The organism is Agromyces sp. H66, assembly GCF_004959775.1.
Classification (GTDB): domain Bacteria; phylum Actinomycetota; class Actinomycetes; order Actinomycetales; family Microbacteriaceae; genus Agromyces.
Map to the genome: position 1 here is coordinate 139,332 of NZ_SJZG01000002.1, position 23,971 is coordinate 163,302.

Annotated in this window: 27 protein-coding genes; 14 read left to right on the forward strand and 13 right to left on the reverse strand. The window is 69.0% G+C overall.

Annotation, left to right across the window (positions count from 1 at the left end):
- Positions 1–448: 448 nt before the first annotated feature.
- The gene (gene istB / locus EZM51_RS03915; RefSeq protein WP_136706941.1) at positions 449–1,249 is read right to left on the reverse strand and encodes an IS21-like element helper ATPase IstB; all 801 of its coding nucleotides are present in this window, start codon (positions 1,247–1,249) and stop codon (positions 449–451) included.
- Between the two features lie 152 nt (positions 1,250–1,401).
- Between istB and EZM51_RS03925 the strand changes: the two genes are divergently transcribed.
- Both EZM51_RS03925 and EZM51_RS03930 read left to right on the forward strand, forming a co-directional pair.
- Entirely contained in the window at positions 1,402–2,022 is a 621-nt protein-coding gene (locus tag EZM51_RS03925; protein ID WP_136706942.1) for a TetR/AcrR family transcriptional regulator, read from the forward strand.
- Between the two features lie 138 nt (positions 2,023–2,160).
- Positions 2,161–2,697 carry a peptidase inhibitor family I36 protein gene (locus EZM51_RS03930; RefSeq protein WP_169053782.1) on the forward strand — a complete coding sequence of 179 codons (537 nt, stop codon included), beginning with the start codon at positions 2,161–2,163 and terminating at the stop codon, positions 2,695–2,697.
- 22 nt (positions 2,698–2,719) lie between these two features.
- Here EZM51_RS03930 and EZM51_RS03935 read toward each other — a convergent pair whose 3' ends face one another.
- Entirely contained in the window at positions 2,720–3,244 is a 525-nt protein-coding gene (locus tag EZM51_RS03935; protein ID WP_136706944.1) for a hypothetical protein, read from the reverse strand.
- Positions 3,241–3,966 (reverse strand): sigma-70 family RNA polymerase sigma factor, encoded by a 726-nt coding sequence (locus tag EZM51_RS03940; RefSeq protein WP_169053783.1) that lies wholly within the window; start codon positions 3,964–3,966, stop codon positions 3,241–3,243. The genes EZM51_RS03935 and EZM51_RS03940 overlap by 4 nt, the downstream gene beginning before the upstream one ends.
- A 432-nt stretch (positions 3,967–4,398) precedes the next feature.
- On the opposite strand from EZM51_RS03940, the gene EZM51_RS03945 reads away from it, so the two are divergent.
- The 5 genes from EZM51_RS03945 to EZM51_RS03965 are packed head-to-tail and all read left to right on the forward strand — an operon-like array spanning position 4,399 to position 7,992.
- On the forward strand, positions 4,399–4,653 hold the full coding sequence (locus EZM51_RS03945) for a hypothetical protein (protein ID WP_136706946.1): 255 nt from the start codon (positions 4,399–4,401) through the stop codon (positions 4,651–4,653).
- Positions 4,654–4,681: 28 nt separating this feature from the next.
- A complete protein-coding gene (locus EZM51_RS03950) occupies positions 4,682–5,155 on the forward strand; it encodes a hypothetical protein (protein WP_136706947.1) in 474 nt (157 codons plus the stop codon).
- Between the two features lie 8 nt (positions 5,156–5,163).
- Positions 5,164–6,339, forward strand: a complete 1,176-nt coding sequence (locus tag EZM51_RS03955) for a peptidoglycan-binding domain-containing protein (protein ID WP_136706948.1) — start codon at positions 5,164–5,166, stop codon at positions 6,337–6,339.
- Positions 6,330–6,968: an ATP-binding cassette domain-containing protein gene (locus EZM51_RS03960; protein WP_136706949.1), complete on the forward strand. Its 639-nt coding sequence runs from the start codon at positions 6,330–6,332 to the stop codon at positions 6,966–6,968. The genes EZM51_RS03955 and EZM51_RS03960 overlap by 10 nt, the downstream gene beginning before the upstream one ends.
- A 43-nt stretch (positions 6,969–7,011) precedes the next feature.
- A complete protein-coding gene (locus EZM51_RS03965; protein ID WP_136706950.1) occupies positions 7,012–7,992 on the forward strand; it encodes a hypothetical protein in 981 nt (326 codons plus the stop codon).
- Positions 7,993–8,087: 95 nt separating this feature from the next.
- Here EZM51_RS03965 and EZM51_RS03970 read toward each other — a convergent pair whose 3' ends face one another.
- From EZM51_RS03970 to EZM51_RS03985, 4 genes are all read right to left on the reverse strand, one after another.
- Complete coding sequence (locus tag EZM51_RS03970; RefSeq protein WP_169053784.1) at positions 8,088–8,483, reverse strand: hypothetical protein; 396 nt, start codon at positions 8,481–8,483, stop codon at positions 8,088–8,090.
- Positions 8,484–8,491: 8 nt separating this feature from the next.
- Complete coding sequence (locus EZM51_RS03975; protein ID WP_136706952.1) at positions 8,492–9,328, reverse strand: hypothetical protein; 837 nt, start codon at positions 9,326–9,328, stop codon at positions 8,492–8,494.
- 353 nt (positions 9,329–9,681) lie between these two features.
- Positions 9,682–9,954 (reverse strand): hypothetical protein, encoded by a 273-nt coding sequence (locus tag EZM51_RS03980; RefSeq protein ID WP_136706953.1) that lies wholly within the window; start codon positions 9,952–9,954, stop codon positions 9,682–9,684.
- A gap of 894 nt (positions 9,955–10,848) precedes the next feature.
- Positions 10,849–11,334: a GNAT family N-acetyltransferase gene (locus EZM51_RS03985; protein ID WP_136706954.1), complete on the reverse strand. Its 486-nt coding sequence runs from the start codon at positions 11,332–11,334 to the stop codon at positions 10,849–10,851.
- Between the two features lie 371 nt (positions 11,335–11,705).
- Here EZM51_RS03985 and EZM51_RS03990 point away from each other — a divergent pair, with 371 nt between their 5' ends.
- The 7 genes from EZM51_RS03990 to EZM51_RS04020 all read left to right on the forward strand — a co-directional run bounded on the left by EZM51_RS03990 (position 11,706) and on the right by EZM51_RS04020 (position 17,648).
- The gene (locus EZM51_RS03990) at positions 11,706–12,335 is read left to right on the forward strand and encodes a hypothetical protein (RefSeq protein ID WP_136706955.1); all 630 of its coding nucleotides are present in this window, start codon (positions 11,706–11,708) and stop codon (positions 12,333–12,335) included.
- Between the two features lie 29 nt (positions 12,336–12,364).
- On the forward strand, positions 12,365–12,550 hold the full coding sequence (locus EZM51_RS03995; RefSeq protein ID WP_136706956.1) for a hypothetical protein: 186 nt from the start codon (positions 12,365–12,367) through the stop codon (positions 12,548–12,550).
- A 3-nt stretch (positions 12,551–12,553) separates the two neighbouring features.
- Positions 12,554–14,086, forward strand: coding sequence for a multicopper oxidase domain-containing protein (locus tag EZM51_RS04000; protein ID WP_136706957.1), 1,533 nt, complete (start codon positions 12,554–12,556; stop codon positions 14,084–14,086).
- Positions 14,087–14,322: 236 nt separating this feature from the next.
- Entirely contained in the window at positions 14,323–14,934 is a 612-nt protein-coding gene (locus EZM51_RS04005) for a TetR/AcrR family transcriptional regulator (RefSeq protein ID WP_136707289.1), read from the forward strand.
- Between the two features lie 141 nt (positions 14,935–15,075).
- The gene (locus EZM51_RS04010) at positions 15,076–16,455 is read left to right on the forward strand and encodes an MFS transporter (protein WP_136706958.1); all 1,380 of its coding nucleotides are present in this window, start codon (positions 15,076–15,078) and stop codon (positions 16,453–16,455) included.
- Between the two features lie 77 nt (positions 16,456–16,532).
- Complete coding sequence (locus EZM51_RS04015; RefSeq protein WP_136706959.1) at positions 16,533–17,030, forward strand: glutathione peroxidase; 498 nt, start codon at positions 16,533–16,535, stop codon at positions 17,028–17,030.
- 87 nt (positions 17,031–17,117) lie between these two features.
- Entirely contained in the window at positions 17,118–17,648 is a 531-nt protein-coding gene (locus EZM51_RS04020) for a hypothetical protein (protein WP_136706960.1), read from the forward strand.
- Between the two features lie 42 nt (positions 17,649–17,690).
- Here the strand turns inward: EZM51_RS04020 and EZM51_RS04025 are convergent, their stop codons facing one another.
- The 6 genes from EZM51_RS04025 to EZM51_RS04050 form a co-directional block, all read right to left on the reverse strand.
- Positions 17,691–19,190, reverse strand: coding sequence for a dihydrolipoamide acetyltransferase family protein (locus EZM51_RS04025; RefSeq protein ID WP_248305453.1), 1,500 nt, complete (start codon positions 19,188–19,190; stop codon positions 17,691–17,693).
- Positions 19,178–20,200 (reverse strand): alpha-ketoacid dehydrogenase subunit beta, encoded by a 1,023-nt coding sequence (locus EZM51_RS04030; RefSeq protein ID WP_136706961.1) that lies wholly within the window; start codon positions 20,198–20,200, stop codon positions 19,178–19,180. Before EZM51_RS04030 ends, EZM51_RS04025 begins: the two co-directional genes overlap by 13 nt.
- Positions 20,197–21,339 carry a pyruvate dehydrogenase (acetyl-transferring) E1 component subunit alpha gene (pdhA, locus tag EZM51_RS04035; protein WP_136706962.1) on the reverse strand — a complete coding sequence of 381 codons (1,143 nt, stop codon included), beginning with the start codon at positions 21,337–21,339 and terminating at the stop codon, positions 20,197–20,199. Before pdhA ends, EZM51_RS04030 begins: the two co-directional genes overlap by 4 nt.
- Positions 21,340–21,448: 109 nt before the next feature.
- Complete coding sequence (locus EZM51_RS04040) at positions 21,449–21,943, reverse strand: Lrp/AsnC family transcriptional regulator (protein WP_136706963.1); 495 nt, start codon at positions 21,941–21,943, stop codon at positions 21,449–21,451.
- The gene (locus EZM51_RS04045) at positions 21,940–22,770 is read right to left on the reverse strand and encodes an oxygenase MpaB family protein (protein WP_136706964.1); all 831 of its coding nucleotides are present in this window, start codon (positions 22,768–22,770) and stop codon (positions 21,940–21,942) included. Before EZM51_RS04045 ends, EZM51_RS04040 begins: the two co-directional genes overlap by 4 nt.
- On the reverse strand, positions 22,770–23,912 hold the full coding sequence (locus tag EZM51_RS04050) for a hypothetical protein (protein WP_136706965.1): 1,143 nt from the start codon (positions 23,910–23,912) through the stop codon (positions 22,770–22,772). Before EZM51_RS04050 ends, EZM51_RS04045 begins: the two co-directional genes overlap by 1 nt.
- Between the last annotated feature and the right edge of the window lie 59 nt (positions 23,913–23,971).

Below are 23,971 nucleotides of genomic sequence, written 5' to 3' on the forward strand. Positions count from 1 at the left end.
CCTTTCAACTTCGTTGTCGACACGAGGTCCTATACGAACTCTCGTGAAGGGGCCCCCAGTGTGGCTCAATAGGGGATGTCCGGGAGTGGCCAGAAGGTTCCAAAATCTGAGTCCGCGCAGAATCGCCAGAGGATCGTCACGGACATGCGTAGCATTGTGGAATGGACAGGGAAGACCACAGCGAGGTTCCGTCTTCCGCGGAGGAGCCCCCGTATCAGGCGATCGCCCCGAACCTCGATAAGTTCTCGCGTGCATCGCTCCAACCGGGCAGCGTAAGCCGGCGGCGAATCGGACGAGCGGTTATCGTGCTCAGTGTCCTGCTACTCGCAGTGATTGCCTTCGTTGCCTGGTCGATATACCTCGCGTAGACCCTCCCAGTCCTTTGCACCGTTACCCATAGGACGCCCTACTGCAGCTTTCACCCGAGCCGAATCGCCGATCCGGATGGCTACCGCTGCCGCCGTGCGTGGTTGAGGCGGTAGGAGTCGGTGCCGGTTTCGATGATGGTGCCGTTGAAGGTGAGCCGGTCGACGATCGCGGCGCACAGCCGCGGGTCGGTGGGGGTCTTGGTCCAGCCGGAGAAGGACTCGTTGGAAGCGATCGCGACGGAGGCCTTCTCCTCGCGTTCGGTGAGGACTTGGAAGAGGAGTTCCGCGCCGCGGCGGTCGAGCTCCATGTAGCCGAGTTCGTCGATGCAGAGCAGGTCGACGCGGCCGTAGCGGGCGATGGTGCGGGCGAGTTGTTTCTCGTCGGCGGCTTCGACGAGTTCGTTGACAAGCTTGGTCGCCAACGTGAACTTGACGCAGTAGCCGTGTTCGGCGGCCGCGGTGCCGAGCCCGATCAGGAGGTGGCTCTTGCCGGTGCCGGAGTCGCCGATCAGGCAGAGCGGGTCGCCGCGGCGGATCCAGTCGCCGGTGGCGAGCGTGTGGATGGTGGCGGCGTTCACGTTTGGGTTCGCGTCGAAGTCGAAGTCGCCGAGCCACTTGCTCCGGGGGAAGCCCGCGGCTGAGACGCGGCGGATCGTGGAGCGGCGGTCGCGGTCATCGCATTCGGCGAGGAGGAGCTCGGCGAGGAAGCCGTGGTAGGAGAGCTGTTCCCGTTCGGCGATGCGGATTGCTTCATCCATCACCGCGCGCATGGTCGGAAGCCGGAGCCTTCGGCAGGCTTGGTCGACGGCGGCCGCGGCGGCTTCCTCGGTCATCCCGCGTTGCCGGCGGAGGGTGGTGGTGATCTTCGTGGGGGCGCTCATGTTCCGGCCACGTCGGACGAGCCGATGGATGTCTCGATGCGCATCCTGCTGGGAAGGCTGCGCGAGCGGCACGGAGATGCACTCGCCCCGCTTCGCGCGGCCGGCCTCGGCGACGAGACCATCGCCCGGCTGCAGGCTCGGGCGCTCACGGCATGAGTGCCGCCGTGAGCGGAGCCGCGACCGTGCGCCATCGGGGCCCCGGCCGGCCACGCGACGACGATCTCGACGACCAGATCATCGCGGCGACCCTCGCGCTGATCGACGCCGAAGAAGAGGTCACGGTCGCGAGGGTCGTCGCAGCCAGCGGCGTGAGCAGGGCGGCGCTGTATCGCCGGTGGCCGTCGCTCACCACGCTCATCGCTGCGGCACTGGTCGTCGGCCGCACCGTGCCACCGGAGATCCCCGCGTACGGCGACCTCCGCGAGGCGGTGTTCGCCTCGATGCTCGAAGAACCCAGATCAGTGACCGCGGCCGGGTACTCCGAGGCGAGGTTCCGGCAGCGGATCCGGCTCGTGATGGCCGACCGGCAGCTGCAGAAGGCGTACTGGTCCTCGCATGTCGCCAGGCGCCGCGTCCCGATGGAGACCGCCCTCCGCACCGGCATCGAGCGAGGCATCCTGCGCGCCGACCTCGACGTCGAGGCCTGCTTCGACACGTTCGCCGGAATCGTCTACTACCAGATCGTCGTTCGCGGTGACGCGTTCGACGCACCAGCCACATGCGTCCGGGTCCGGGCCGCGTTCGACGTGATCTGGCGCGGCATGACGGCGTGACGCCGGAGATCTACGTTGACCGGAGCCGCTCCTGCTCGGCGGCTGGCACGGCTACACCAGCGCGAGATGCAACCGCCCGGGGCTTCAGGACATCTCCTTTCATCGGCGTTCCTCGCCGCAGAACGAAGGAGATCCCCCGTGAACATCGCTGCTGCTGCATCCGCCCTGCTCCTTGCCGCAGGTGTCTTGGGCGCACCTGCTGAACTGTCGACCGCCGGTACCGGCGCGGGCACCGGTGCCGAAGTCCATTGCGTCGCCGAAGTGCTACCCGTCGGGAGCGCGGGCAGCGCAGACGCCCCGGACCCGGTCTGCTTCGACACGGAGGAGGAAGCCGCTGCGTACTTGGAGACTCTTGCCTCGGCGCGCAGCCTGTCGACAGCTTCGAGCATCGTCCTCGGTACCGTGTACGCCGATGTGAACTACGGCGGCTCCAGCTACACCATGTGGGGCTCGAGCGGGTGCGCCGGAGTCACGTTCGGGTTCGCGTCGCTGAGCGGTGGCTGGGACACCCGGATCAGTTCCGCCCGCGCAGCCAACGGCTGCTGGGTGACGCTGTACAAGGCCACGAACTACGGCGGCGAGAAGCTCACCTGCACGCCGAACTGCCCGAGCGTCGGGACGCTGAACGATCAGGTGCGTTCGCTCGTCTTCCGCCCGGAGGGCACGTTCGGTTGAACGTCCGTTCCCGCCTCGGCTCCTACCCTTGTTCCTCCAGGGGTGCGAGACCGAGGCGGGAACAGATCGCCGGCTCTTCCGATGGCACGACAGCGGCGCTCCCATCCGGCATCACGCAGACGATGAACGCGCTCGGCACCTGGCCGGGCGGGTTCGTCGTCGAGGTCGGGTCGTAGCCGGGCTCGAGGGCTCCCTGCTCCCACATCATCGTGCAGACCTCGATGGCGTCGCCGGCCCGGCCCTGCTCGTCGGCCGACGCGATCGACGCCATCGCTCCGGGGTAGCTGCCGTCGGCTGCACGCTGGTCAGAGCTCAGGCAATGGACGATGTGGTCGTTCGAGACGGACTGCGCCTGCAGGACGATGCTCGCCGCCGTCGCGCCCACGCCGACCGTGAGGAGTCCGATGCCGCCCCACACGAACCATCTGCGCTGCTTGCGCTTAGCCTTCTCGTGATGGGAGTCGGCGACCTGCTGCAGTACGAGCGCGCGGATGGCGGCCTCGCGGCCGGGCCGCATCTCGGGTCCGTCGTCGCGGCTGTCGCTCATGCCGGGGCTCCTTCCTGGCCGGGAGCGAATGGCTCGAGGTCCACCCGGAGCCTACTTTTCGCCCTGGAGAGCTTCGATTTCACCGTGCCGACCGGCAGCTGCAGCGCTGCGGCGACCGTCGATGGAGACAGTTCCTCGATGAGGCAGAGCTCGATAATGCGCTGGTCCGAGGAGCTCAGGCGCTTCAGCCCCTCTCTCAGTGCCATCATCGCCTGGTCCGTTGCGAACCGGGCGAGCGTCCGCTCGCTGTGATCCGGCTCGGCCTCGGGAGCGGGGAGCTTCGCGATCAGCATCCGGTACCTGCGGTTGGCGCGGTTCCGGTTCATGGTCACGTTCACCGTGACGACCAGGAGCCACGGCCGCAGCGATCCGTCGACGAACCGGACGTCGTCGCGTTTGCGCCACGCCTCCATGAACACGATCGCGACGATGTCCTCGGCGTCGGTGACGTCCTGCACACGGGCGTATGCCTTCCGGAACACGAGCCGGCGGTAGCGGTCGAAGATGATCCCGAACGATGTCTCGGATCCCGAAACTGCTTCCAGCCACAGCGCAGAATCCGGGGTCGTCTCGTCCACGCTCGGAAGTATATGCGCGCGAATCGGCGACCCGGCAAACCGGCGGTCCCGGAGGCGCGCCCACCCTCGCGTCTTCCCAGCCTCGAGGGGAGGACACGCCCCCGGTGCCACATGGCTAACGTTGCGGCGCGCGACGACGTCCAAGGCAGATCGCGAGTCCGGTTGCCACGCCGACGAGGAACAGGCCGTGGGCAACGTGCAGAAGGGATCACTCGACCATCAGGCCAACGCCCGCTCTCGGTTGCGACTCTCATGCTGATGTTCATGGTCACCCTCTCTTCCAGGGCGCGGCCGCCATACCCGCCCTGTATTGAGATGTCCGGATCCTGGCACTTGGTTTCAGATCGGGACGATGCGACATCAGGCCATCGCATTGAATATGCAACCCCGCCCAGGCCGGCGGACATCCCTCATTAACGGTCGTGGGGGCTGGCCCCGCGCTTCAAAGAGGAAGGCCAGGGATCAATGAGGAGAATCAGACGCCTGACGGGGGGCGCGGTACTCGCCGCGGGAATAGTGGCTGCGTCGCTGATGACAGCCGGACCGGCGATGGCCGGTCAGGACAAGTATCGGTGCGTGAGCGACATGTACGTCGCGGGGGCCAGCTACAGCTCCGGGGCGTACACGACCAAGCCGGACGCCACCCGGTGCGGCAGCGTCGGAGAACGGGCGTTCTACCAGCTCTACTCCGGATCGCCGATCTACTACGCCGCGTGGTCGTACGGAAGCTACCAGGCCACGAGCCAGCCGGGGAACACGATCCTCGGCGGCAACCACACGACGACGTCGCCGTACAGCGGCTACACCGGCAACTTCCCGTTCTCGACCTGATATGGCATTCCAACCCAAGCTCGCAGGTGTGGTTGTACTGCTGGCTGTTCTGACGGGCTGCTCGGCGACACCGGGCGGCCCGTCAGGGCCATCGCCGCAGCAACAGCCTGACGAAGGCGCCATCGCGCTCTCCGCCGAGCAGGAGGCTGCCCTTGCCGACGGTGAGGTGACCCACGATGAGTACGAGGCCGGCTACCGCCGCTACGTGGACTGCCTGGCCGCGTCGGGATACACGGTTCTGGACAACGGGGTGGAGTACGACATCCACCAGTTCGGCGTCCCCGCCGAAGCTGTTGAGTCCGGCGATGACGACCGTTGCTACTCAGCGGAGTTCAAGCTCATCGACGTCGAGTGGCAGATCGCCCACGAAGACTCGTCCGTGACCGCCCGCCTCATCGCCGACTGCCTCACCGCCGCCGGGGTGGCGCCGAAGTCCACGATGGCGGAGCTGAATGCGCAGCTCGAGGAGAACGGGCTCACCTTCGAACAGTGCGTGCAGTAGTCGAAGAGATGACCGAAAAGGACAAGCACGGCTGGCGCGACCTTCGTTTCGTCGCGCCCGTCGTGCTGTGCTTCGCCGTTCCGATCCTCGCCGCTGTCCTGCTGATCCCGCTCGCGCAACGTGGAGAAGCCTCCGCCGCCTCCGCCCCGGTGTCCGCGGTTGTCGAAGTGGGGTCACGCGAGGCGGACTTCCGGCAGGCTGTGGGGGTCGAGATCAAGCTGAATCCAGCGGGCGTCGTCAAGACGAATGCCACCGGAAGGATCACTGCGGTGCACGTGAGCCCGGGTGACCCGGTCACCAGCGGCACCAAACTAATCGATGTCAACGGCGCCCCGGTCTTCGCTATGCCGCAGACCCCGCCGCTCTACAGGGATCTCGCCGTCGGCACGGAGGGTCCGGATGTCGCCGCCGTGCAGGCCTTCCTGGTCGCCGGCGGGTTCCTCGCAGACTCCCCGGACAGCACAGACGGCGACTTCGGGTACCGCACTGCCGATGCGGTGTGCGAGTTCCAGGAAGCGGCCGGTGTGGAGTGCACCGAGGTGTTCTCCATGTTCCACGTCGCGTTCGTGCCAGCGAGCATCACCACGGTGGGCACGATCGAGCATGTCGTCGGTGACACTGTGAACGCCGCCGAGCCGGTCCTCACCGGGACGCCGACACCTGCTGCGGCGGTCTTCGCTCCTGCGGCCGAGAACGGCGACCTCCGTGCCTATGGTGACGAACCGGTCGTCATCTCGACGAGCGCGGGCGCCGATCTCATCCTTCCTCGTGCCTCGCCGCTTGACGGCGCCGAAGTTGCCGCGTTGTACGAGTTCGTCCAAGCGGCCGTCCGGTCCGGAGATCTCGCTGCGCCGCCGGCCGCCACGAACGACGACGCCGGCTCCGGGACCAGCGTGAGCTACACCGGGCTGACGCTGCGGAAGGAGTCGGCCAGCAGGGTCGCCGTGGTTCCAGGCAACAGCGTGCTCGCCGCCCCCGGTGGGGTGAACTGCGTGATCACCGTCGCGGGCTCCGAAGCCGGGTCGACGTCTGCTCCGCCACGCTACGAAGCGGTGCGGGTGCGTAGCGTCGCGCCCGCCGTCGGTCAGCTCGGACAGGTGTTCACTGACGCGGAACTGGTGGGCAGCGTCGTCCTCCGAGACCCGACCACCGCTCCGGCTGACGTGCGCTCCGCATGCGGGTAGAGATCCAGGACGCGTCGAAGTCGTTCGGTGACGTACTCGTCTTCGATGGCTTCAGCTGCACGATAGAACCGGGGCAGGTGACGGCCCTGGTGGGCCCTTCCGGGAGCGGGAAGTCCACCCTCCTCGCCGCGATGGCGGGATTCCAGAGACTCGACTCCGGCAGGGTCATCTACGAGCACGCCGACGGCACGACTGAGCCACCCAGTCCGCAGCATGTTGCCTGGGTCCCGCAAGGCGCGAACGCGCTCGGTGCCCGGACTGCGATCGACAACGTCATGCTGAGCGCGCTTGCCGCCGGCGCCGGACTCGAGACCGCGAGACGGGCAGCCCGTGACCAGCTCGAGAAGGTCGGCATGACCGACCGCATGGACACGCTCGCGAAGTACCTGTCCGGCGGCGAGCTCCAACGCGTCGGGTTCGCTCGCGCCCTCGCCGCGAAGAAGCCGCTCATCTTCGCCGACGAGCCGACATCGAGTCTCGACGCCGCGAACACGGAACACGTGGCCGAGCTGCTCCACACCCTCCGCGAGTCGGCAACGATCGTCGTTGCCACTCACGACCCCCGCCTCGTCGAATCCGCCCGGCACGTGATCCAAGTCAGGAGAGGTCATGGCTCGCGGCCAGCGTGACGGATGGCGCATGCGGCACCTCTGGCGAGAGGCTAACCGGAACGTGTTCTCACGTCATTCACGGTTGCTGCTCCTGTTGTGCTTCGGGGTGTTCACGGCCGCGGGCGCGTCGGCCTTCGCCGCGTACCAGTGGGCCTCCTTCACAGATGCCCTCGCGGTCAGCGCGCTTCACGGCCGGAACACCATCGCCTTCCAGTCGGCGGATGTCACGGCACCGGCTGAGATCGACCGCGGCAGCTGCGAAGCGCTCATCGCCCAGCCGGGCGTCGTCCACGCAGGCGGGGTCAGCCTGATCAGGTCGGCCACGTTCGCTCAGCTCGGGCCGGCGGTCCAGGTGTACGCCGCCAGTCCCACACTCCTGCCCCAGCTGGCGGTGGCAGACGTGGTCGTCGGGCGCGAGCTCGGCTTCACCGGCGACGGCCGCCTGCTCCTCATGCCCGACGGCTCCACCTTGGTCGCCGCAGAAGGCCGTGAGGAGCCAGCCGGTCTCAACCTCGGCTCAGCAGTCGCGGTGCCGATGACCCCGACGCAGAAGACGGTCGAGCGGTGCGTCGTCACGCTTGACCGGTTCGTCGATGCCACGGAAGCGACGCCTCGGATCTCCAGCAGCCTCCGCGCATCCGGAGGTGCCGTAGCCGCCTCCTCTGAGTTCAGCGAGAGCACCGACCCGGTCGACGCGTTCGTGAACCGCCCCGACCGGTACCTGCCGGTGGTGCTCGGAGTGCTGTGCGGCATCGTCGGTCTCGGCATGAACCGGTTCCGTTCCAGTGACATCGCCAGCTACCGCTTCTCAGGCACCACCGTCCGCTCGATGTTCCTCCTCCTCTTCTTCGAGCAGAGCCTTCTCGCCGGCTGCTTCGCCGCGGCAGGATCCCTCGCGCTCGCGTTCATTCCGGGCTTCTTCGTGCAGCCCTCAGCTCAGATCCCGTGGGTCCTCGCGGGCGCAGCCGCCTGGCTCATCGTGGCCACCGCGAACGTCCTGCACTCCCGCGGCGACCCGAGCAGCCTCTCGAAAGACCGGTGAGCCGACGCGCCTCTCCCGCCACACAGTGAGGTCGCCCCTCCCCGATGCCGGGGAGGGGCGACCTGATCAGTGATCTGACAGAACCGTGGAGCGCATCATGATGAGCCGGCCTCCTGACCCGGACCGTCTGTCGTCGACATGGCAGCCAGGATGGTCCCGACGATCGCCGTTCCGATGGCCAACACGGCCATCGTGACGCTGCCGGCACTCATCCCGGCCAAGCCGAAAGCGAGAGCCGCGAGTGCGAAGACGAACGCCGCTGCCAGCGGGATCGCGAGCGAACGTCGGCCGCTGCCCGAGTTCCGTCCGGTCATGACCAGCGCTGCCGGGACGACGATCGCGGCGACGATCAGAAGCAAGCCCCAGTCGGCGATGCTCGGCCAGACTGACTGCGCGGCGATGAAACCCGCAACGACGGCCAGGAGCCAGAGGAAGCCGACACCGACACGCCCTGTCAGCCGCGGCCGTTCCACGAGTTGATGCATGGTCACCCCCCTCCTTATGCGTAGCAGCTTACGACCACGGGGAACATGACGGTTGCGTAGTTGAACTTCCGGAACCCGAGGCACTTGCCCTGGGAGAGGGCCTCGTTCGCCGTACCGATGATCGTGGCTGAGGCGAGTCCGCAAAGTGCTCCGCCGAGAGGGGTTGCCAGCCAGGTACATGCGATGGAGACCAGCGAGGTCGCTGATGCTCCCCAGTTCCGGATCGTGGTCGTCTCCGAGCGGGTGTACTCGACGGTGCAGAAGAGCAGATCGCACATCAGCCGCGGGTCGGCGACCACCGGAAACGCAGCGCCGGTCGTGTCGACATGCTGCACGAGGGTCGTCCCCTCGACGGAGTACCACGTCGGCAATTCGACCCCGTCCGCGTCCACTGCCCACGGGCGAAGGATGCCGTTCACCAGGGCACCGGACTCGTCCTTGATCATGACCATGCCGTCGACGAGCTCGAGGTCCGCCGCGGCGCCGTCAGCGCTGATGTCGAACGAGTAGGAGTCAGGCGCGCTCTCGTCGTTGATCACGATGTACCCTGCGTTCGCGGCGGAGCCTTGGCCGGTGAGGACGAAGGCGTGCGAGCTCGCCTCGGCGTAGGTGAGCGTTGACTTGTCCGGGCCCAGCACGGGGTCGGCTGCCGTTACAGGCCGGATGGACACTCCGACACCATCGCTGGAGACGGTCAATCCGCCCTCCTTGGAGAGCACCCCGCTCGCAGCGATACCCTCAATGTCGGCGGGCTGGAGCAGTCCGATCGCATCGAGTGCGTCGAGAGCGTCCGCTTGTTGCGGGGCAGCGTTGGCTGGCGCCACTGCGACGCCGGCGAACACCGAGACCATGATCGTTGAAGCCAGGGCGGACCAAATTCGTGTTCGAGTCACTTGCATACCTGCTTTCAAATGAGATACCCAGCCCGCAGCGACGCTGCGTTGCCCACGAGTTTGGAGGAGCTTCGATCGGGCTGTCCGTACCCCACTTTTGGGGGCATTTTTATGCAACTCGCCGGGCTCTGCCGGAAATCTATGTATGGCAAACGATGGCCCAAGGCCCTCGTGTAGCCGCCGAAATCCGAACCCTCAGCTGGAAGTGAAACGCCCGGCATCCTTCGAAGTGAAGGATGCCGGGCGTTCGAGGAGCGGCCGGTCAGGGGCCGCTCCTCACCCTGGAGAGGGGGTCCCTGTGCAGGTCGGGGCTACTCGCCCTGCTCCGCGAGGCGGCGGCGCTTCGTGAGGAGCATCGCCCCAGCGGCCAGTGCGAGCACGCCCGCGCCGCCCGCCACCAGCACGCCGGCGTCGACACCGGTGACCTTGCCGTCCTTGTCGACGATGGTCTCCACCCAGAAGGACTTGCCGGGAACGTTGAACACCGTCGAGGGGCCGGTATACTCGACACCGTCGACGACGCCGGGGGCCAGCCCCACGGGCTTGTCGCTGCCGTCGAACACGATGGTTTCCGCGGTGCACACGGGCTGGTCGTCGTCCTGCTTGTAGGCGCTGAAGGTGCCGCCTCCGGGATGGTCCCGCGGATGACCGCGGTGTCCTTCGCCGGAGAACCGAGCTCGACCTCGGGTGTGGCCTTCGTCGAGACGATGACCTGCTCGATGACCGTGGTCTCGTTCTCAGCGCCGCAGTCTGAATCGGCCTGACTTTCGTTCCTATCGGTTTCATTGTCCCGGCAGGTGCCGGGTGGGCTGATTCGAGGTCTGAATCGGCTAGACCTTCGTTCCGATCGATTTGCCGGTCCCACAGTCGCCGACCCTGCGGCCTTTTTGGGGCTCTTTTCAGCTATGAACATCTGCATCTGACGGCAACGAGCGGCCACGTTCACCGCCTCGAACAGCCCGCCCTGCCTTACAATTGCTGGCATCCACGACCAACACGTGCGCGTCCATCACGGTGCACACCGTCAGGGGGTCAGGGGTTCGAGTCCCCTCAGATCCACCAAAACCCCTGATGAATCGGTAGATTCTCAGGGGCTTCTTCATTGGGGAACGGCCAGTCCGAGGCGGTTGAGGCCCCTTTTGGGGCCGTCTTCTTTTCGGGCGGCGGGATGCCACAGACATCCACATCCGATTCCCACTGACGTCGAGCATCGCGGGGCGACGCGCACTCCAAGCTCGGCAAGCACCTGAGATACAGCCGCGAGAACGTGGCGGCCTGGCTGAAGGACCGCACGGATCGACGATGAGGACGCTGACGAGTCGTCTGCTCTGCTCAGACAGAGGACGAACACGATGCCACGACGCAAGTTGGAACCCGGATCGCACGGCGAGATCTCGTACCAGGAGCTGCCGGACGGGAGGGGTGAATGGGACGATCAGATTCCGTCGGCTTGACGGGCTGACGACCGGTCGGTGCCGCTAGTCCCCGGCGAACTCACGGATGTAGCAAAGCATGCGGTAGTCGGTGCCGGGTTCGATGTTGAAGAAGCCGTGGCGCTCGTAGAATCGACGGGCGTCTATGTCGATCTCATCGACGTTGATGTGCATCTCGCCGCCGCCACGACGGCGCGTCTCCCGCACCGCGGTTGTCAGCAGTGCCGTGCCGATGCCGTTGCCACGGACTTCCGGCCGCACATACAGCTCGTCGAGCACCGCGAGTGGCCCATCGCAGTACACAGTCGGTCGCAGTGTGACGACGGCGTATCCCTGGGTCGCGAGCCGCGGTCCAGCCAGCAGCGCGAAGGCGGCGGGTTCGTCGTCCAGCAGTCGGCGGAAGCGCGGCAACAGGATCTCGAAGGGCGGTTCATGCGAGCCGAACTCGGCGCCGAAGTCGATCTGCATCTGGGTCAGCGTGTCAGCATCGCTCACGTCGGCCAGTCTGATCGAGGGGTTGTGCAGTGTCATGCGCGACTCCTATTCGATCTCATGCTCCGGGGGTCTATGCGACCAGCGGATCGTCGGAAGGATCGACCTCCACTCCTCGTGGAGACGCTCTTGAGGATGATCTTCTCCCACCTCGACCTGCACGTCATCCGGCCCGCACAGCATGAATCGTCGTCGGCCTTCCGGACCGGCCCAGGTCGGACCGTCAACGGCCACCCGGCGGCAACGACGTCCCGGTGATCCAGTGTGACCTGGCAGTCCAGCACCGACATGATCCGAATCCTCCTGCTCGAGTGGCCGTTGGCCGCCTTGATGCCCCGTCCGGCAGCCAGATGGGTTCGTCGTCTACCATACCATTCAGTATGGTATGGTTTCGAAGTGAAGGGGAACTCGTGAGCGCATCACGTGCATCACGTGATCGTCGGTTGAACGAAGGTGCGACGGTGCTGGCCGAAGAAGGCGCGGGCGATGTGCGCATCGATCGGATCGCCGCGCTCCGGGCCATCGAAATGTCGTTCCACCTTCACTTCGCTGGAGTCGATGGATACAAGAAGGCGTTGTTGGACCACATGGAGACGATGATCACGGCGCCGCTGCGCGCGGCCAGGGCGAACCCCGGCGAAGAGGCGGTCGCCCGCAGCATACTCGGCCGGCTCACATCTCTTCCGGGTGAACCGGACGCCGATCCCTATGGTCGCCGCCTAGAGGTCGCCCCGCACGCCTGGGCGGCGGCCGTCGTGGACGCGGCGATGACGCGGGCGAGAACCGACTCCGCTCGTCTGGCCGTTCTCCGCAGGGCCTGGTCTACGGCCACGGATGACGAGGAGCGGGTTCGTCTCGCGGCATCGCTGCCGTACGTCGTCGGCGTCGGCGCCACCGATCTCATGCCGCCCAGAGAGGCTGGCGACATTCAACGAATCCACGAACTCATCCACCCTCTCGTTCCCGGATGCAATGAAGACCGAGCGGGCACCGATGGCGGAAGGACCGAGCAGCCGAGGGCGCACGGTGGTCGGTCATGAATGCTCGTCGCGCTCCAAAGGCCGCGTTGGTGCGGCGCGCCATCGGAGTCGTACTCATCGCGCTCGGCGCCTACGCCCTGTTCGGAGGCCTGTTCGCCCCGCCATGGGCGATCCTCGCCGGCCCGACCGTCATCCCGCTTCCGGAGGCTCTCATCGCGGCGGCGATCATGTGCCTCGGTGCGGCGCTCGGTGTCTGGCCCGTCAGGAAGGGGTGATCCATGGGTGGTACTCCGACACGGCGCGCGTTCCTGAAATGGACCGCGCTCGGTGCGGGCGTGATACTGCTGCCGATCGGCGTCGGGAGCGGCTATCTCTGGGCACAGGCGAGTCGCGGCAACGTCGGCCGTGTCGTCTTCGCGAGCCCCCTGCGGATTCCTCCGCTTGCTTCCGTCTCGGCTGGGGCAGACGGACGTCGCGTGATCGACCTCAGTGTGCAGGAGGGCCGGATCCAGCTGCGGCCGGGCGGTGTCGCGCGTACGTGGGGCGTGAACCAAGCGTATCTGGGGCCTACGATCCGGATCCGGCGAGGGGAGACCATCGCGCCGCGAGTGCGCAATCTCCTGCCCGAGCCGACATCGTTGCATTGGCACGGGATGGAGCTTCCCGCCGCTTCGGATGGCGGGCCGCACGAGCGCATCGCGCCCGGCGACATCTGGGAACCGGTGTGGCGCATCGACCAACATGCCGCGACGCTCTGGTACCATCCCCACCTGCACGGGACGACGAAAGAACATGTCTACCGTGGCGTCGCTGGACTGCTCCTCGTCGATGACGATAACGACCCGGGGCTGCCAGACGAGTATGGGGTCGACGACATCCCGGTGGTCGTGCAGGACAAGAAGTTCACCGGCGATGGGGCCCTCGACCTGTCGGGCATCTCCTTCGGCGGGATCGACGTCGTCGGCATGCTCGGCGACGAGATTCTCGTCAACGGCACCTGGGGGCCCTTGCTCTCGATCCGTCGCGAGCTGACACGGCTGCGCGTGCTGAACGCATCGAACGGCCGCGTCTACCGCTTCGTGTTCGATGACCGACGCGGGTTTCATGTGGTCGGCACCGACGCCGGCCTCCTTTCCCATCCGATCGCTGCTGAGGAGATCCAGCTCAGCCCGGGTGAACGTGCTGAGCTCGTCGTCAGGATGCGCCCGGGTGAACGCATCCGACTGTGCAGCGAGCCCCCGGACCTGACAGGGAGCCTCATTCACGAGCACTTCGCCGGTGGCGACGACCGCTTCGAGATTCTCCAACTTGACGCTGCCCCCGAACTCGAGTCATCCGAACCATTACCCACCGCTCTCCCCTCGGCGCCCCCGGTCGCGGTGCCCGCCCCAGGACGGGAGTTGCGCGAGTTCGCGCTGGGTGAGTTCACGATCAACGACCGGACCATCGATATGCACCGCACGGACCTTGTGGTCGAGACCGGCAGCACCGAGGAATGGAGAGTGCGGAACACGACGGACACCCCGCACAACTTCCACATCCACAACGCTCGCTTCGACATCCTCGCCATCGACGGGCAGGCCCCAGCGATCACCGGACCGAAGGACACCGTGTATGTCCGACCAGGCACCCGGGTCGATCTCCGGGTGCATTTCGGGCAGCACGCCGATCCGCACACGCCGTACATGTATCACTGTCACGTCCTCGCCCACGAGGACGCTGGAATGATGGGCCAATTCGTCATCGTCGACCCCGGCACCGCGCCGCCCGGAACCACTGATCGCGGTATGCACTCGACAGGGGGATCATGATCGATCGAGGTGTCTCCGGCTTCCCACGGCGGTACTCATCGACCGTGACCCCGATCAAGGTCGCCACAGCCGCTGGGCTCATCCGGGGGATATGCCTGCGCCACGGGAATGTCATCGACCAGCCCTCGAGGATCGTCGGGAACGGCGCCCCGGTCGGTCCCCACGGCGTGCAACGACGGCGACGCCCGGGCGAACAGTTAACATGGACGCAGGTGTTCGATCTGGGAGGTGGGGCGATGCCGTCGACGCAGAGCCCGGCGAGCGAACCCGCCGTCGACGGCGTTCCGGATCGCGCGTTGCGCGCCGACGCACTGCGGAACATCGAGACGATCATCGCCACCGCCACCCGACTGCTGGCCGTCGATCCTGACGCGAGCGTCAACGAGATAGCGAAGGCGGCCGGCGTCGGTCGGGTCACCCTCTACGGTCACTTCGACTCCCGCGCGACACTCGTCCGTGAGGTCGTGGATCGTGCGATCGCGCAGACCGAGGAGGCGCTGTCGCAGGTCGATCTCGACGGCGACCCGCGGGCTGCGCTGGGTCGGCTTCTGGAGGCATCCTGGCAGTTGACCCACCGGTTCGGCGCGCTGGTGGTCGCAGCCTCCCAGGCGCTGCCGCCCGAGGGGATGCACCGCGCGCATGAGGAGCCGGCGGCTCGCGTCCGCGCTCTGCTGGTCCGAGGTCGCGAGGTCGGTGAGTTCCGCAGCGACGTGCCGATCGAGTGGCAGGTCAGCGTCGTGCAGGCGATCCTGCACGGCGCCTCGGCCGCCGTGCACCGTGGCGAGATCACCGCCGACGACGCACCGTTCCTCGTCCGCGACACCGTGCTCGCCGCCCTCGCTGCCTGACCGCCCTCGCTGCCTGACCGCCCTCGCTGCCTGACCGCCCTCGCGCTCCGCCTCGCCGTACTCCCACCTCTGTTTGTCGAACAGGCATGTTCAGGTTAGTGTACTCGTACATCACTGTACGAGTTAGAGGAGGATGGTGTCATGACCGCTCACGAGGCGACCGCACCCGAGGCATCCGTATCACCGGACCCGCGGCGTTGGCGCACCCTGGCGTTCCTCAGCATCGCCCAATTGATGCTGATCGTCGACGTCACCGTCGTCGCGATCGCGCTTCCCGACATGGCTGCCGACCTCGGCCTCGAGCGCACCGGACTGACCTGGGTGGCGAGCATCTACGCCCTGGTCTTCGGCGGCCTGATGCTGCTCGGCGGCAAGGCCGCCGACATCGTCGGCCCACGCCGGATCGTGCTCGCCGGGCTCGGGCTGTTCACCATCGCCTCACTGCTCGCCGGACTGGCGAGCAGCGCCGAACTGCTCCTGATCGCGCGTGCACTGCAGGGGGTCGGTGCCGCGGCCATGTCCCCGGCCGCGCTCTCGGTGATCGCCCGCACCTTCGCCGGTGTCGAGCTCGCCCGTGCGCTCGGCGTCTGGTCGGCGCTCGGTGGCGCCGGCGCCGCGATCGGGGTGCTGGTCGGCGGCCTGCTCACCGCAGGTCCCGGTTGGCCCTGGGTGTTCTACATCAACGTCCCCGTCGGCGCCGCCCTGCTCCTGGCGCTGCTCCGCTCGGTCCCGCCACTGCGAGGAGCGGGAGGCAGCCTCGACACCGTCAGCGCCGCCCTGGCCACCATGGCGACCGCTTCCGTCATCTACGGCCTCGTTGCTGCCGGTGACCACGGCTGGCTCAGTCTGCACACGCTCATCGCGGTGATCGTCGCACTGATCGGATACGCCCTCTTCGGCCTGCGCATCACCAAGGCCGCGGCGCCACTCGTCGACCCGAACATGCTGCGACGGCCCCCGGTCCTGCGCGGCCTCGGCCTGATCTTCGTCGCTACGGCGCTGATGATCTCGGTGTTCTTCCTCGGATCCTTCGCCCTGCAGGAGCTGCACGGCTTCACCCCACTGGCCACCGGACTGTCGTTCCTTCCGGTCGCGTTGGGCACCATTCTCGGCTCCAACCTCGCCGGCCGTGTCCTTCCTCGCTGGGGAGTGCGCACGGTCTCAGTCGCCGGGCTCCTCGTCGCCGCGGCCGGTCTGGCCGCAGCCGCCGGGATCTTCTCGATGACGGTGCTCGTGGCCGCCACGAGCATCGCCGGGTTCGGGATCGGCGCGGTCTTCGTGGCCGCGGCGGGCAGCCTGTTCTCCGCGGTGCAGCCGCAGGAGGCGGGAGTGGCGTCGGGCGCGCTCAGCACGTTCCACGAGTTCGGCGCGGCGACCGGCGTCTCCGCCGTGTTCAGCATCGCCGCGGCGGCGCTGCTGGTACCGACATTCCACGCCTTCGCCGCCGGCTACTGGTTCGCTGCCGCCGTCGCGCTGCTCGCCGGCCTGGCCTCGCTGGCTCGGCCGCGCATCGTCGGCTGACGCATCCGCCCGGTCGCCGGTGACCGCTTGAGCCGCTCGTCGTCCTCGAGGCGACCACACGGGGTTAGGCTCGAGAAATGGACCTTCGCGACATCCCGATCATCACGATCGACGGCGACGAGACCTCGCTCGCCGAGTATGCCGATCGGGTGGTCATGGTGGTGAACGTCGCGTCCCGCTGCGGGCTCACGCCGCAGTACGAGAAGCTCGAGGCGCTGCAGCGCGAGTACGGCGATCGCGGCTTCACCGTGCTCGGGATCCCGTGCAATCAGTTCGCCGGGCAGGAGCCGGGCGACGCCGACGAGATCAAGGCGTTCTGTTCGATGACCTACGGCGTCTCGTTCCCGCTCATGGCCAAGGTGAAGGTCAACGGTCCGAAGCGGCATCCGCTCTACGACGAGCTGAGGAGGACACCGGATGCCGCCGGCAAGGCCGGACGGGTGAAATGGAACTTCGAGAAGTTCCTCGTGCTGCCGTCGGGGGAGGTGCGTCGGTTCCGTCCGCAGGCGCAGCCCGACGATCCCTCGATCATCGCGGTGATCGAGGAGGGGCTCGCCGAAGCCGCCGCCGCCTGAGCGAGGTCCGGCGCGCTTCCTTGACCGGCATCCCGCCACGCCCCACAATTGGGGGGTTGATCCATTCCACGGGAGCGGGGGAAACGAATGACCGACGCGTATGCTCGACCGATCGTCGATCAGGGCGCCGCCTCGGGCGAAGTCCCGACGCCGCGGGTCGATGACACCGCGGTGCTCCAGGAGTCGGCCGCCCAGGCCGAGCGCGGCGGGCCAGGCCCGTCCGGCGCAGGTGGGGGCATCTGGAGCCGCGACCTGCGGTTCATGCTCGTCGTGCTCGCGGCCATCGTGGTGCTGTTCCTGGCGTTCGCGCTGTTGATCGCCTTCAGCCCGACCGGTGCGGCCATCAGCGCCCTCGCGATCATCGCGGCGCCGATCGCGACCATGGTCGCCGCCTACTACGGGATCTCGCTCGCCCTGCGGCAGGTCAACGACGCGCGGAACGCCGCCCAGGCGGCCGAGGCGCGCGCGAGGGCCGCCGAGGTCAGCGCCCGCGAGTCCGATGCCTGGGCCGCCCAGATGGAGTCGGGCCTGCGCGTCGCGGTGGCCAAGCTGAAGGCCGACGGCCAGAACACGCGCGACGTCGAGCGGGCCGCGGGCACGCCAGAGGAGTTCTTCTGATCGATTCGACGGCGGGAACTCGTCGGCGACCCGCACCCGAGGTCAGAGGTCTGCGAGCACCGCCACCGGCCGCTCGATGCAGCCCGCCACGTAGGTGAGGAACGCGGCCGCCTCTGCGCCGTCGCACACCCGATGGTCGAACGAGAGCGTGAGTTCGGTGACGGTGCGCACCGCGAGCGCGCCGTCGACCACCCACGGACGCTCGACGAGTCGGCCGATGCCGAGCATTCCGGCCTCGGGGTGATTGATGATCGCCGCCGAGCCGTCGACGCCGAGCGTGCCGTAGTTGTTCAGCGTGAACGTGCCGCCCGTGAGCGCCGACGGCGGGAACGCGCCCGTCGCGGCCTCCTCGCTGCGAGCGCCGATCGCGTCGCGGAGCCCGCGCAGGCTCATGCGGTCGACCCCGTGCACGACGGGCACGAGCAGCCCGCGCGGGGTCTGCGCGGCGATGCCCAGGTTCACGGCCCCGTGCACCACGATCTCGTCGCGCTCGGCGTCGAAGCTCGAGTTCAGCAACGGATGCCGCGCCAGGCCGGCCACCACGAACCGCGCCACGAGCGCGGTGACGCCGAAGCGCTCACCCGTGGCCTCCTGCAGCTGGCGGCGGGCGGCGAGCAGTTCGGTGGCGTCGACGTCCATCCAGACGGTCGCCTCGGGGATCTCGCGGCGAGACCGTGAGAAGTGCGCGGCGGCGGCGCGCCCCATGCGGTCGAGCGGCACGCGACGGTCGCCGGGCGCGGCAGGCCCGGCCGCAGCGGGCGCGACGGGAACGTCGGGCGTCGCGGGGGCCGCCGTTCCGGCCGCCTCGGCTTCGAGCTCGCGCAGGAACGCCTCGATGTCGCGGCGCATCACGAGGTGGTCGGGACCCGAGCCGTCGAGCTGGCTGGCGTCGAAGCCGTGCTCGCGGGCGATGCGACGCACGATGGGCGAGACGACGGGGGAACGTCGCGTCGGGTCGAGGCGCGCGCGCCCGCGCGCGGGACCCGTCGTGGTGGTGGTGCCCGACGATGCGCCGCCCCCGCTGCCGGCGGCGGCACCGGCCGAGCGCCGGCGCCCGAACCGTGCGGGGGCCGAGGCGGCGCGCTTCGTCGCGCCGCTGGCGCGCGTGCCATAGCCGATGAGCACGGCGCCGGATTCCTCGGTCGCGGCCTCGGTCGGCACCGCGACGCCGGGCTCCGCGGGTTCCGCCATGGACTCGGGTCCCGAGACGGACTCGGCCGCGGACTCGGTCACCGGTGCAGCTGCGGCATCCGTCGACTGCGCCCCATCGGGCGGAGCGGTGTCGCCGCTCGCCGTCGGCGCGAGCGTCATGAGCACCTGGCCCGCGTGCAGCACCTCGCCGACCTCGCCGCCGAGCGTCTCGACGACGCCCGCGAACGGGGTGGGCAGCTGCACCACGGATTTCGCCGACTCGAGTTCGACGACGGGCTGGTCGATCGCGACCTCGTCGCCGGGGGCGACGAGCCACGCGACGATCTCGGCCTCGGTGAGTCCCTCGCCGAGGTCGGGCAGGATGAAGTCGCGGCCCATCAGTCGTCCCACTCCCAGGTGTCGAGCGCGGCGAGCACCCGGTCGGCGGTCGGCAGGTAGTGCTCCTCCAGCTTCGGCGACGGGTAGGGGATGTCGAATCCCGTGACCCGCAGCACGGGCGCGGCGAGGTGATGGAAGTTGCGTTCGGTCACGCGCGCCGCGACTTCGGCGCCGTAGCCGCCGAACTGGGCGGCCTCGTGGATCACGGCGGCGCGGGAGGTCTTGCGCACGGATGCCCCGACCGTCTCGTCATCGAAGGGCGAGAGGCTGCGCAGGTCGACGACCTCGATCGACAGTCCCTCGGCCGAAGCTGCGTCGGCCGCCTCGAGGGCGGTGCGCACCGTCGGACCGTAGCCGAGGAGGGTCACGTCGGTGCCCTCGCGCACCACGACGGCCCGGTCCATCGGCGCGGTCGTGACAGGCAGGCTGATGGGGGCCTTCGACCAGTACCGGCTCTTCGGTTCCATGAAGACCACGGGGTCGTCGCTGTCGATCGCCTCGCGCAGCATCGAGTAGGCGTCGGCGGGGTTCGAGGGCATCACGACGGTGAGCCCGGGAGTGGCCGTCCAGTACGCCTCCGAGGAGTCGGAGTGGTGCTCGACACCGCCGATCGCGCCGGCGCAGGGGATGCGCACGACCATCGGCAGGGACATCCGGCCCTTGGTGCGGTTCCGCATCTTCGCGACGTGCGAGACCATCTGCTCGAACGCCGGGTAGCTGAACGCGTCGAACTGCATCTCGACGACCGGTCGCATGCCGTACATCGCCATGCCGATCGCCGTGCCGATGATGCCCGACTCGGCGAGCGGCGAGTCCCAGATGCGGTCCTCGCCGAACTGCGCCTGCAGGCCGTCGGTCACCCGGAACACGCCGCCGAGCGGGCCCACGTCCTCGCCGTAGACGACGACGCGGTCGTCGGCCGCCATCGCGTCGCGGAGCGCGGCGTTCAGCGCGCCCGCCATGGTCAGCTGCGTGGGGGCGGATGCCGCGGGCGTCTCCTGCTCGGTGGTGGTCGCGGTCATCGGGCGGCTCCGGCGTGCTCACGGCCGGCGTCGGACGCGGCATCCGCCAGCTCGGCCTCGAGGCGGGCGCGCTGCTCGAGGAGCGCGGCACGCGGGCGGGCGTACACGTGGTCGAAGAGCTCGAGCGGGTCGAGCACGGCCTCGGTCGTCATGACGTCGCGGGTGTGCGCGGCGACGTCCTCCGCGGCATCCGTGATCTCGGCGCGCAGCGACTCGGTGAGGGCACCCTCGGAGACGAGGTACTTCTCGAGGCGCTCGATGGGGTCGCGGCGCTTCCAGTGCTCGACGTCGCGCGCGCTGCGATAACGCGTCGGGTCGTCGGAGTTCGTGTGCGATTCGATGCGGTAGGTGAGGCCCTCGATGAGCGTCGGACCGCCGCCCGAGCGCGCGCGCTCGACCGCAGCACGCGTGACCGCGTACATGGCGGCGACGTCGTTGCCGTCGACGTGGAAGCCGGGCATGCCGTAGCCGACGGCCTTGTCGGCGAGCGTGACGGCGTGGGTCTGCCGGGAGAGGGGCACGCTGATGGCGAACTGGTTGTTCTGCACGAGGAACACGGTGGGCGTCTGCCAGACCGCCGCGAAGTTGAACGCCTCGTGCGCATCGCCCTCGCTCGTGGCGCCGTCGCCGAGGTAGGTCATGGTGACGATCGGGTCCTGGCGCAGTCGGGCCGCGTGCGCCATGCCGACGGCGTGCAGCGCCTGGGTCGCCAGTGGCGTGGCCTGGGAGGCGCACCGGTGCGCGTGCTGGTCGTAGCCGTTGTGCCAGTCGCCGCGGAAGGACTGCAGGATGTCGCCCGGGTCGATGCCGCGGGTGAGCAGCGCGATGCTGTCGCGGTAGGTCGGGAAGAACCAGTCCTGCGCGTCGATGGCCGAGATGGCGCCGATCTCGCACGCTTCCTGGCCGTACGCGGACGGATAGGTCGCGAGCCGGCCCTGCTTGGTGAGCGCGGTCACCTGAACGTCGAAGCGACGCGCGACGACCATGCGCCGGTAGAGCTCGACCAACGTGTCGAGCTCGGGCAGCTCGAATCCGCCGGCCGCGGCACCGCGCACGGCGTGACCGGCGTTGTCGAGCAGCCGGATGGGCTTCTCGGAGGGGAGCGTACGCACGCTGTGGTGCTCGACGTTGAGGCTCATACGGCCAATGTTGCGCCAGCGCGCGGGCGCGCGCAGGGCGTCTCGACGAAGCGTGAACGATCGGCTCTGACGGGTCGAAAGCGTTGCCATCCGTCCGCCGCGCGGTGCGTCAGGTGCGCCAGATGTCCAGCGTCTGCGCCGGCGGATGTCCCTCGAGTTCGGCGAGGATCAGGTGCGACCTCGTCGAGACCACGCCCGGCATGTCGTGGATGTCGCGGAGGATCGCCTGGCTCAGCTGTTCGTGATCGGGCGCGCTCACCGTGAGGATGATGTCGATGTCGCCCGAGACCGCCTGCACCTTCTCGACGAAGGGGAGGGTCGCGAGCTTGGCGGCGATCTCCTCCCACGACACGTCGCCGATGCGCACGACGACCAGGGCCGAGATGTTCAGCCCGATCGCCTTGCGGTCGATCTGCGCACCGAAGCCCGTGATGACCCCGCGCTTCTGCAGCTGCTGCACGCGATTGTGGGCGGCGGTGCGGGAGATGTGCACCCGCTCGGCCAGCGTGCGCACCGACAGGCGGCCATCGCGGCTCAACTCGGCCACGATGCGCCGGTCGATGCTGTCGAGCGGCTCATGCCGGTGCGGTGTCTGCTGGGTCATCGTCGTCCTCGTGGCTCATGCTCAGCGTACCGGCTGCGACGCCGCACGCGTCGGAGCGATGCGTGCATCGGCGCGTGCCGAACGATCCGGGGCAGGCGTGGCCAGACGAGTGCGATGCCGGCGAGCCAGGCGTTCGCGACGCGTTCGGCTCGGGGGGTCCAGCGGAACCCGTACGCCCGGCGCACCTCGGGCGGGAGCAGCGCCGCCGTGACGAGGCGCACGAGCGGGAGCAGCGCGGCGGTGCCGAAGGGCAACGCGGATGCCCCGGAGAGCAGCGTTCGCGCCACCGATCGCGCCTCGGCGCCCACCTCGAGCCCGGCGAGGCGTTCGGCCCACCACGCGTCGAACTCGGTGCGCGAGGCGGGCCAGCCGGCCCTCCCGGCCTGCAGGCGCAGGCCCAGGGGCTCGTAGCCGCGCACGATCGCGTCGCCGGTGGCGACGTCGAGGGGACCCCACAGGCGTTCGTGCAGGCGCAGCGCCACCGCGAGCAGCGTCGAGGCCACCCAGCGCTGCGCGTCGGGATCGAACGCGCTGTATGCGGGCCGACCCTCGGCGGCGGCCGGGCCGCGAACGGGTGCGTGGCGCGCGTTCACGGCGCGCACGGCCGCAGCGGCGATCTCGTCGTCGCCGAAGCCGACGGCGTAGACGTAGTCGAGCGTGCCGAGGAGGCGGTCGAGCGGGCGGTCGCGGAAGCCGCTGTGCCGCGCCACGCCGCGCGCCACACGGGGGTCGGCGAGTTGCAGCAGGATGGCGGCGCCGCCGCCGAGGAGGAGCACGCCCTCGGCGCCGTGGCGCCGGAAGACCTCGCGTGCGTCGTCGTGTGGCATCAGTACCAGTTGACCGCCTCGGAGTGCGCCCATGCCGCGCAGGGCGTTCCATACCGCGCGGAGATGTACGAGAGGCCCCAGTCGACCTGGGTCGCGGCGTTGGTGCGCCAGTCGGAGCCGGCGCTCGCCATCTTGCTGCCCGGCAGCGACTGGGGGATGCCGTAGGCGCCGCTCGACCAGTTGTACGCGTCGGCCCGCCAGCCCGACTCCCGCGTCCAGAGCAGGTCGAGGCACCGGAACTGCTCGGAACCCCAGCCGTAGGCGGCCATGCGGCTCGCCGCGTACGCCTTCGCCGCATCCCGGTCGACGACCACGCCCGGCGGGGGAGCGCCACCGTCGTCGCCGCCACCGCCCGAGGAGGCCGCGGCCGCCGCTGCCTCGCGCGCGGCCTGCTCGCGTGCCGCCTGCTCCCGTGCCGCCTCTTCGCCGATCCGGAACTGCCGCTCGAGCTCGACCGACCGGTCGCGCAGGCTCGCGAGTTGCGCATACAGCGTGTCGAGCGTCGCTCGTTGCTCGGCGACCCGTGCTTCGGCCGCCACGTGCGCCGCCTGTGCGGCGTCGGCCGCCGCCGCCGCCTCGCCCGCGAGCCGGGTGCGCTCCGCCTCCGCGACGTCGGCCTGCGCGCTGAGCGCCGCCGCGTCGGCGCGCGCGGCCCGGGCCCGCGCGGCGACGCCCCCGTAGACGTTCGCCAACTGCGCCGCGCGGGAGAGCCCGACGAGCAGGTCGTCCTCGCCGCCGTCGAACAGGAGTCGCAGGGTCACGTCGGCTCCGCCCGAACGCGCGAGCACGGCACCGGCGCGGCCGAGCTGCGCGCCCGCCGCCGCCGCCTCCTCGACCGCGTCGTCCGACGCGGCGCGAAGGGTCGTCGCGCGGGCCTCCGCGGCGATGCGTGCGGTCTCCGCCGCCGCCGACACGGCTGCGGCCTCGACGGCAGCGTCGCCGAGCCGACCGGACTCCGCCTCGAGCTCGTCGACGAGGGCGGTGATCCGGGCCGCCTCGGCCTCGCGCGACGCGACGTCGGCCTTCGCGGCCTCCACCTCGTCCCAGCTCGGGTACTCCGCGGCGAGCACCGCGTTCGCGGGCACGACGAGTGCGACGGCGAGCACGATCGCTGCGCCGACGCCCGTCATCCTGCTTCGCATGGCAGACCCCTCTCGAGCGCGGCGAGTCTACCCATGGTCGAGCGCGGCGGTGCGTGGGA

Bases quoted from the DNA above. Each gene is read 5' to 3' on its own strand.
- EZM51_RS04040 (WP_136706963.1), bottom strand. From the start codon at position 21,943: ATGACCCAGCAGACACCGCACCGGCATGAGCCGCTCGACAGCATCGAC.
- pdhA (WP_136706962.1), bottom strand. From the start codon at position 21,339: ATGAGCCTCAACGTCGAGCACCACAGCGTGCGTACGCTCCCCTCCGAG.
- EZM51_RS04015 (WP_136706959.1), top strand. From the start codon at position 16,533: ATGGACCTTCGCGACATCCCGATCATCACGATCGACGGCGACGAGACC.
- EZM51_RS03935 (WP_136706944.1), bottom strand. From the start codon at position 3,244: ATGAGCGACAGCCGCGACGACGGACCCGAGATGCGGCCCGGCCGCGAG.
- EZM51_RS03925 (WP_136706942.1), top strand. From the start codon at position 1,402: ATGAGTGCCGCCGTGAGCGGAGCCGCGACCGTGCGCCATCGGGGCCCC.
- EZM51_RS04020 (WP_136706960.1), top strand. From the start codon at position 17,118: ATGACCGACGCGTATGCTCGACCGATCGTCGATCAGGGCGCCGCCTCG.
- EZM51_RS04000 (WP_136706957.1), top strand. From the start codon at position 12,554: ATGGGTGGTACTCCGACACGGCGCGCGTTCCTGAAATGGACCGCGCTC.
- EZM51_RS03960 (WP_136706949.1), top strand. From the start codon at position 6,330: ATGCGGGTAGAGATCCAGGACGCGTCGAAGTCGTTCGGTGACGTACTC.
- istB (WP_136706941.1), bottom strand. From the start codon at position 1,249: ATGAGCGCCCCCACGAAGATCACCACCACCCTCCGCCGGCAACGCGGG.
- EZM51_RS04030 (WP_136706961.1), bottom strand. From the start codon at position 20,200: ATGACCGCGACCACCACCGAGCAGGAGACGCCCGCGGCATCCGCCCCC.
- EZM51_RS03955 (WP_136706948.1), top strand. From the start codon at position 5,164: ATGACCGAAAAGGACAAGCACGGCTGGCGCGACCTTCGTTTCGTCGCG.
- EZM51_RS04045 (WP_136706964.1), bottom strand. From the start codon at position 22,770: ATGCCACACGACGACGCACGCGAGGTCTTCCGGCGCCACGGCGCCGAG.
- EZM51_RS04005 (WP_136707289.1), top strand. From the start codon at position 14,323: ATGCCGTCGACGCAGAGCCCGGCGAGCGAACCCGCCGTCGACGGCGTT.
- EZM51_RS04010 (WP_136706958.1), top strand. From the start codon at position 15,076: ATGACCGCTCACGAGGCGACCGCACCCGAGGCATCCGTATCACCGGAC.
- EZM51_RS03985 (WP_136706954.1), bottom strand. From the start codon at position 11,334: ATGACACTGCACAACCCCTCGATCAGACTGGCCGACGTGAGCGATGCT.
- EZM51_RS03975 (WP_136706952.1), bottom strand. From the start codon at position 9,328: ATGGTCTCGGTGTTCGCCGGCGTCGCAGTGGCGCCAGCCAACGCTGCC.
- EZM51_RS04050 (WP_136706965.1), bottom strand. From the start codon at position 23,912: ATGCGAAGCAGGATGACGGGCGTCGGCGCAGCGATCGTGCTCGCCGTC.